Here is a 7,647-nt window from a genome sequence, read left to right on the forward strand (position 1 = left end):
TTAGTGTTGTGCAACAAGCACAACGGTTAACTACAATTTATCTAATCTTGTATTATTTGAATCAAAAATATACAGAAGAAAAAAGAGTTAAATTGTTTGATTTAGAATATGAAACTCGAAAAGATTCGGCGGATTATTTAAAAAATAAGTTAGGTAAGATAAAAGAAGATACTTCAAATATTGACTATTTTTATATATCAACTGCTTATCAAACTATTTGTGATTGGTTCAAAAAAAAGGAAGAGAAACTTGATGTGATTACGTTTAGTTCTAAATTCAATTCTTCTACAAAAGTTATTTGGTACGAAACTTCACAAAATGAAGATTCTATTGATATTTTCACAAGAATAAACAGTGGGAAAATACCTTTAACGAATGCAGAATTAATAAAAGCATTGTTTTTAAATAGCTCTAACTTCTCCAATACAGACACAGAGAAACTGCGTTTGAAACAATTAGAAATAGCTTCAGAATGGGACAGAATTGAATTTGCTCTACAGGACGATTCTTTTTGGTATTTCATCAACAAAAATGAAAACAATCTTCCAACGAGGATTGAGTTTATTTTCAAATTAATGTATGAAGTAGCACAAGCAGAGGATAAAGAAGTGGAGGAAAGAAAACACTTGGGAATAAAAACTAAAGAACAAATTGATAAGAGAAAAATTGAACATCAAACAATTGTTGAACAATTCGGAAATGATGAGTATGCTACTTTCAGATTTTTTAATGATAAATTCAAAAATAATTCTGAAGTAAATAATAACTGGAAAGACATAAAAAAGTATTTTCAAACGCTTGAAGAATGGTACAACGATAGAGAATTGTATCATAAAATCGGTTATCTGATTACAGTTGGAATAAATATAAAAACTATTCTTGGTAATAAAGAAAACAAGACCAAAATTGATTTTGGGAAGTGGTTAGATCAAGAAATCAAAAAAATAGCAAGCAAAAAGCAAGTTGATAAATTAGAATATGAAAAAGATAATGCTCAGTTAATCAATGTATTGCTTTTGCACAACATCATTACAACAATAAATAGCGATGATACTTCTCTACGTTTTCCATTTAATAAATACAAAGACAAGAAAAATGGTGGTTGGAGTTTAGAGCATATTCACGCACAAAATTCTGATAATATTACAGAAATCGATGATTTTGAAGAATGGTTGAAAGTAATAGATACCGATATGATTACGGAAGAAATAAAAACAGAAATCAATAATTTCAATAATGACAAACAAAAGGAAAAAGTTTCTTCACTTGTCGAGAAATTAAGTAATCTATTTGGCGAACTTGATATTCATTCTATTGAAAATATGGCATTACTTTCCAAAAATGACAACTCAAAACTTAATAATGGATTGTTTCCTGTAAAAAGAAAAAGAATAATTGATCTTGAAAAGAATGGAGCATTTATCCCTATTACTACCAAAAAAGTATTCCAGAAATATTTTGATGACTGTACAAAACAATTTAGTAAATGGGAAGAAAAAGACAGAAATGCTTATTTGAATGACATTAAAGAAACTTTGAAAAACTATTTATCTCAAACAGAATTATAAAGACAATGAACAATAATTTAATATCAAATAACATAACTTTTTTACAACTACTATCATCTGAAAGCAAAGTATGTAATTGCTGTGGAAATTTAGAATGGAATCCTCTTAATAAAATAGAAATACCAATCATACAACGAGATTATGCACAAGGTAGAACTGGTAAAGAAGAAGTTAGAAATAATTTCTTAGAAACGCTTAAAAATACTCTTATACAAAACACTAAATTAGAATTAGATTTTGTTTACGGCAGTATAAAAGATAAGGTTTTTCAACCACTCGATGGTCAACAACGTTTAACAACTTTGTTTTTGTTGCATTGGTTTATTGCTATAAAAGAGAATAAGTTAAATGATGAATTGAAAAAACTCTTAACAAAATTCACCTACGAAACACGTACCAGCTCACGTGAGTTTTGCGAAGAATTAATCAATAAAGGGATTGATTACAATCAAAAAGATAATATTTCTGAACAAATCATCGATAACTCTTGGTTTTTTCTTTCATGGAAAAGAGATCCAACAATAAAATCTATGCTAACAATGTTGGATTCGATTGAACAGAAATTTAGAGATACAACGGAAGTTTGGGGTAAACTAAACAATATTAGTTTTTATTTCATAGAATTACAGGATTTCGGACTTTCCGATGACTTGTATATAAAAATGAATGCAAGAGGTAAACCTCTAACTGATTTTGAAAACTTCAAAGCAAAGTTTGAACAGCATATTACGAAAAATCATTGGGAAAAAGATATTACTAATCCACAAGAAACGTTTACTCATAAAATAGATACTAATTGGACAGATTTATTTTGGCAGTATAAAGATGAAAACAATAAAATAGATGATAATTTTCTGAAATTCTTTTCAACAATTGCGATTCTTAATTATGCTCAAAATAAAGAAATTTTTGAAAATTTAGAAGAAGAAATTGAAATTAAAAAAATACTTAAAAAAAAGAATAAAAGCAAAAATGTTACTGAAGATGCTGTAAAGAAAGAACGTATTGAAATAAGAATCACTGAGTTAGCGAATAATTATAAAGCTATCACACCAAAAGATTTTCCTACTGCTATTTCTTTTGATTTTCTTAAGAAATGTTTAGAATATTATTCAAAGGATGACAATGATAAAATCTCTTTAGAACTAAATCTGTGGGATATAACAAAATCAGGAAATTTGTTTGTAAATTCAATAAAAATAAATGAAAATACGACTTATAAAACCCGAGTACTATTTTATGCTCAAACATTATTCTTCCTAAATAAAAGTTCTGATTTAATCTCGTTCAACAATTGGATGCGTGTTGTAAGGAATATTGTAGAAAACTCAACGATAGATAGTGCTGCTATGTTCATTTCAGCAATAGATTTAATTAACGAGCTTTCTGACGGATGTTTTGATATTTACGGATATCTTTCTCAAAATAATATCAAATCAGGATATTCAAAAGTACAAGTGGAACATGAGGTAATTAAAGCAAAATTAATAAGTGGAATTGAAGGTGATAGATGGAAGAAACTTATTTTTGAGAATGAAGATCATCAAATGTACAAGGGTGTAATTCGATTTTTATTAGATAATAATGAAAACTTAGAGATATTTGAAAAATGGAGTAATAGAGCTAATTATTTTTTTGCTAATGATGGAATTATAGAAAAATATAAAAAGGATGCATTATTGCTTAGAGCATTAGTTAGTCAATTTAAAGATTGGAATCAATTTAATGCATTGGATTACGATTGTGAAAAAGGAACTTGGAGTAATATTTTAAGAAACGAAAAACTCATTCCAAAATTTCAAAAATTATTAGAAACGAATGATGAGGCAGATTTAAGAAAAATGCTTCTAATAGATTCTACTATTGAGGACGAAAAACTTAGACTTGTACATGAAGATTTATATAAAACTAAAATATTAATGGCAATAGAAAAAAGAACTAGATTAGCCAAAAATTATAATAATTATGTACTTTATCCTTACAATGCAAAAGTTGACTGGAAAAAATATATTGTAGGTTCTGAAAGGAACAAAATATTGTCAGATAAGATTAATGAAGAAATAATTACCTTTAAAAATGAAAATCAACAATTAAAATCTAATGGAGAATTAATTCCATTTTTCTGGGGATTAGATATTCCTTTTATATATAATAAAGTGGAATACATTTGGGACCGTAATAATAAAATAATTAAAGTTTCTACTAAGGAAGAATTTGTTGTAGAAGAATTTTGTTGGGAAAAATAAAAAATCAAATAATTAATAGGACTCATCCAAAAGATGAGTCTTTTTTTATTTTATAACTTTTTAATGGACATGTATTGTCTTTATCTAAAAATACATTTGTTACAAATAAGTAAATAATGGAAACTCTTAACAAAAAACAAATCTTAGAAAATATTGGTCTTTTATATGAAAAAGCTGAAAATTGTAAATTAGAAAACTCATTTTTTGAAAGTGCAAAAGATGAAATAAATTTACTACAACGTTATTTTAAATTATCTGAAAGTCAAATATTATTCATAGCTGTTATTATTGCTTTAAATTATAAAGGGAGAACTGTTGATTTGAATGATTTAATTCAATATTTTGATTGTAATCCAATGAGAATTCTTGAATTTTCAGACGATTTAGATTTTTTGCAAAAGCAGAAATTTATTAAAAAACAGAAGTCTAGACACCGAATAAAACTTCAAGGAATTTATGATGAGTTTACAATCAATGAAGAAATTACTAATGCCATTCTTAATAATAAACCTTTTCCTAAAATTCTGGATGAGAAAAAAAATGATGTCATAGATTGTTTGGAAGAAATATACAATTTGGGAAATCGTAGAGATGAAGACGAAATTTCTACTTCTGAGTTATTTAGATATACAAGACAAATAATTAATCTTCATGTCAATTTTCCATTAATTAAAAAAGTGAAACAATTTAATTTTACTATCGATGAAAATTATCTTTTCCTGTATTTGATTTGGAAAACAATTACGGGTAAAGAATCGACAGATATTGGTAGAGCATTAGAAGGAATCTATGAAAATGCTGGTAAGCGAATTGATGTAATGCAAAATTTAATAAATGCTAATCATGTATTATTAGAAAACAATTTAATTGAAATTGTGGAAGCGAAGTTTTTTAACGATACTGAAATGAAATTATCGAGTAAATCGTATCAACTTCTATTTGATTGTGGAATTAAATTAATGCACAATAAAGTAAAAAAAGATAATGTTATTGAACCATTAGAAATTGTTGCACGTGAATTGATTTTTGATCAAGATGAGATGAAGCAACTTAGTTTTTTAGAAAATTTATTAGAAGAAAGCAAGTTTAAAGAAACACAAAATAGGTTAAAGGAAAAAGGTTTACCAAAAGGAATTTCAATATTATTACATGGATTTCCTGGTACAGGTAAAACAGAAGTAGTTAAACAATTAGCAAAATCAACAAATCGCTCAATCATGAAAGTTGATATCAGTCAATCAAAATCAATGTGGTTTGGAGAAAGTGAAAAAGTCATTAAACGTGTTTTTACATCATATAAATCGTTTTTAAATGAATGTAATCACACACCTATTTTGTTATTTAACGAAGCTGATGCGATATTTTCTACAAGAAAAGAAATTAATAGCTCTAATGTTGCGCAAACGGAAAATACAATTCAGAATATTCTTTTGGAAGAACTGGAGAATTTTGACGGAATTTTGATGGCCACTACAAATTTGGCAACGAATTTAGATACCGCATTTGAGAGAAGGTTTTTGTATAAAATATTTTTTGATCAACCAAAAGAATCAATTAAAGCTAAAATTTGGAAATCAAAATTTCCTTATTTAACGAAAGATTCCTGCAAAAAATTAGCTGCAACATTTAATTTCTCTGGAGGGCAAATTGAGAATATTTACCGTAAAAGTGAGATTAACGAAGTGCTTTATGATAAGAAATGTAATATTAACGAAATACAACAATTTTGTAATGACGAATTAATAAATTCTGAAAGTCCTAAAATTGGTTTTGGGAAAAGTAGTTAAAAGCTTTGTTAACTACATATTCAACTCATATCTAACAGAACGTCCTGCACCTTCAGTAATCAATACTTTTTTTTCAACTAAATCTTGTAAATCACGTGTAGCCGTAGCTTTTGATGTTTTTGTTATCGAAATATATTTCTTTGCTGACATTCCGCCTTCAAATCCTTCTGCTCCTTGATCCAACATTTTGATAACGACTTTTAGCTGACGTTCGTTTAAAAGAGGTTTTGTTTGATCTAAAAACTTTGTTTTATTTAATGTGAAATTCGTTATTTTCTTTGCTTGAATTTGCGCATCAAGAATAGTTGTAGAAAAATACAAAATCCAATCTGTAATTTCTAATGTTTGCTGAGAATCTTTCAACGCTTCGTAATAATTCTTTTTATCCTTTTCAATCGTACTTGATAAACTCATGATTAACGGACGATTAAAACTTTCTGCTAAACATTTTTCTGCAATAGCACGTCCAATTCGTCCATTACCATCTTCAAAAGGGTGAATTGATTCAAAATATAAATGAGCAATGGAAGTTTTAATCAACGCATTTTTAATATCGATTGGTTCTACTTTGAATTCATTGTACCAATTGACAAAATTTTGCATTTCTGTAAGAACTAAATTTGAAGAAGGTGCTTGATAATGTATTTTTTCTCGACCATAAGCTCCCGAAACAATAACCATTGGTTCTTCGCCAATTCTATAATTTCCTGCATTAATAGAATTTGAATTTTCAAATAATATTTTATGCCATTCCTTTATTAAATCTTCAGTTAGTTCAGTTCTAAAATTATTTCGAACATCAACCATTAACTCTCCAATACCACGAGCATTTTTATCTTTTATATGACTAATAGAAGAATGAATTCCAATTTTATTTTTGATTGAAGACATTACGTCCTGACGACTATAAAATTCGCCTTCAATCTCAGAAGTTTTAATGGCTTCATCAATCATAAATTGAATAATCGTTTCTTGTTTGATATCTTCGGGTAAAGTATCAATCATTCCCTTTAATTCGCCTATTTCTAAAGCAAATTTCATAACAATTTGATCGATTACAGAAGAATTATACTCAAATTTTGCCCAATTTTTATATTGCCAATTGTATTTCATGAGCCGATTATTTAATCTAATTGGCTCAAATATAATAAAAATATGAGCCGATTAATAAATTTATTTAGCTCATTAAGTTCATTAACATCAATTAAACATTTTATTCACTATTTTACTTCATCTTTCTTAGCCCAATTCTAAATAAGAAAATCATCATTCTTATAAAATAGATTTGACTTTTAAAACGTATAATTATGAGTCAAATACAGATTTTGTTGGTTTATAATTGAAAGAATAAACTCAATAAAAATGAAGAATCATTAATTCAGATTTGCTGTTATCAGAATGGAAAGAGAACATATTTTTCAACAGGTCAATTATGTTTAATAAAGTTATAATGTTAATAAACCATAAATTATTTCATTTTTAATCAAATTAAGGATGTAAATATTATAATAAAAATACAAAATTATTATATTGTAATTGAATATGTTGTAAATAATCTTAAAAATATTTATTTTTAAGTAGTGTTTTATTTGTTAAACTTTATATATTTGCACCCACGAGAAAAGAAATTGATCTTTTACTCTGGGTCCTATAACTCAGTTGGTTAGAGTAGCTGACTCATAATCAGCAAGTCGTTGGTTCGAGCCCAACTGGGACCACAAAAGCACCTTTTTAAAGGTGCTTTTTTTATGTCTATAATTTTTAATTTTATTTATAATTTATTGTAAATAAAGTTTTTATGTTTTTTTTTAGTAAGCTTGAAAGACTTTCTTCAATAAGGTAATCCCAATTTATTTTTTTATTTCATTTAACGATGAGCCGATTATTTTGATTAATTGGCTCAAAAAAGTATGAATTATGAGCCGATTAGTAGTTTTTGAGGTTTCAGATATATGTATTTTACGATGTGAATGAGACTAAGACTAAGACAAAGACTAAGGCTAAGGCTAAGACTAAGGATGCGGTTCTGAAACGAGTTCCTTTAGA

Annotated in this window: 4 protein-coding genes, 1 tRNA gene and 1 pseudogene; 5 read left to right on the forward strand and 1 reads right to left on the reverse strand. The window is 27.1% G+C overall.

Going from position 1 to position 7,647, the window contains the following annotated elements:
- The 3 genes from B3J26_RS09580 to B3J26_RS09590 all read left to right on the forward strand — a co-directional run.
- Window positions 1-1,568: DUF262 domain-containing protein (locus B3J26_RS09580; protein ID WP_291074312.1), on the forward strand; the 1,568-nt coding region annotated here is incomplete at its 5' end.
- A 5-nt stretch (window positions 1,569-1,573) separates the two neighbouring features.
- Window positions 1,574-3,814 (forward strand): DUF262 domain-containing protein, encoded by a 2,241-nt coding sequence (locus B3J26_RS09585; protein WP_114999424.1) that lies wholly within the window; start codon window positions 1,574-1,576, stop codon window positions 3,812-3,814.
- A gap of 116 nt (window positions 3,815-3,930) precedes the next feature.
- Window positions 3,931-5,601, forward strand: coding sequence for an ATP-binding protein (locus B3J26_RS09590; RefSeq protein ID WP_114999425.1), 1,671 nt, complete (start codon window positions 3,931-3,933; stop codon window positions 5,599-5,601).
- A 12-nt stretch (window positions 5,602-5,613) separates the two neighbouring features.
- Here B3J26_RS09590 and B3J26_RS09595 read toward each other — a convergent pair whose 3' ends face one another.
- Entirely contained in the window at window positions 5,614-6,714 is a 1,101-nt protein-coding gene (locus B3J26_RS09595; protein WP_291074314.1) for a Fic family protein, read from the reverse strand.
- Between the two features lie 242 nt (window positions 6,715-6,956).
- Here B3J26_RS09595 and B3J26_RS14905 point away from each other — a divergent pair.
- Both B3J26_RS14905 and B3J26_RS09600 read left to right on the forward strand, forming a co-directional pair.
- Window positions 6,957-7,052, forward strand: a pseudogene (locus tag B3J26_RS14905) (hypothetical protein); the annotation flags it as partial.
- Between the two features lie 193 nt (window positions 7,053-7,245).
- Window positions 7,246-7,319 (forward strand) — tRNA-Ile (locus tag B3J26_RS09600).
- Window positions 7,320-7,647 lie beyond the last annotated feature (328 nt).

The sequence above is a fragment of the Empedobacter sp. UBA5987 genome (assembly GCF_002429865.1).
Classification (GTDB): domain Bacteria; phylum Bacteroidota; class Bacteroidia; order Flavobacteriales; family Weeksellaceae; genus Empedobacter; species Empedobacter falsenii_B.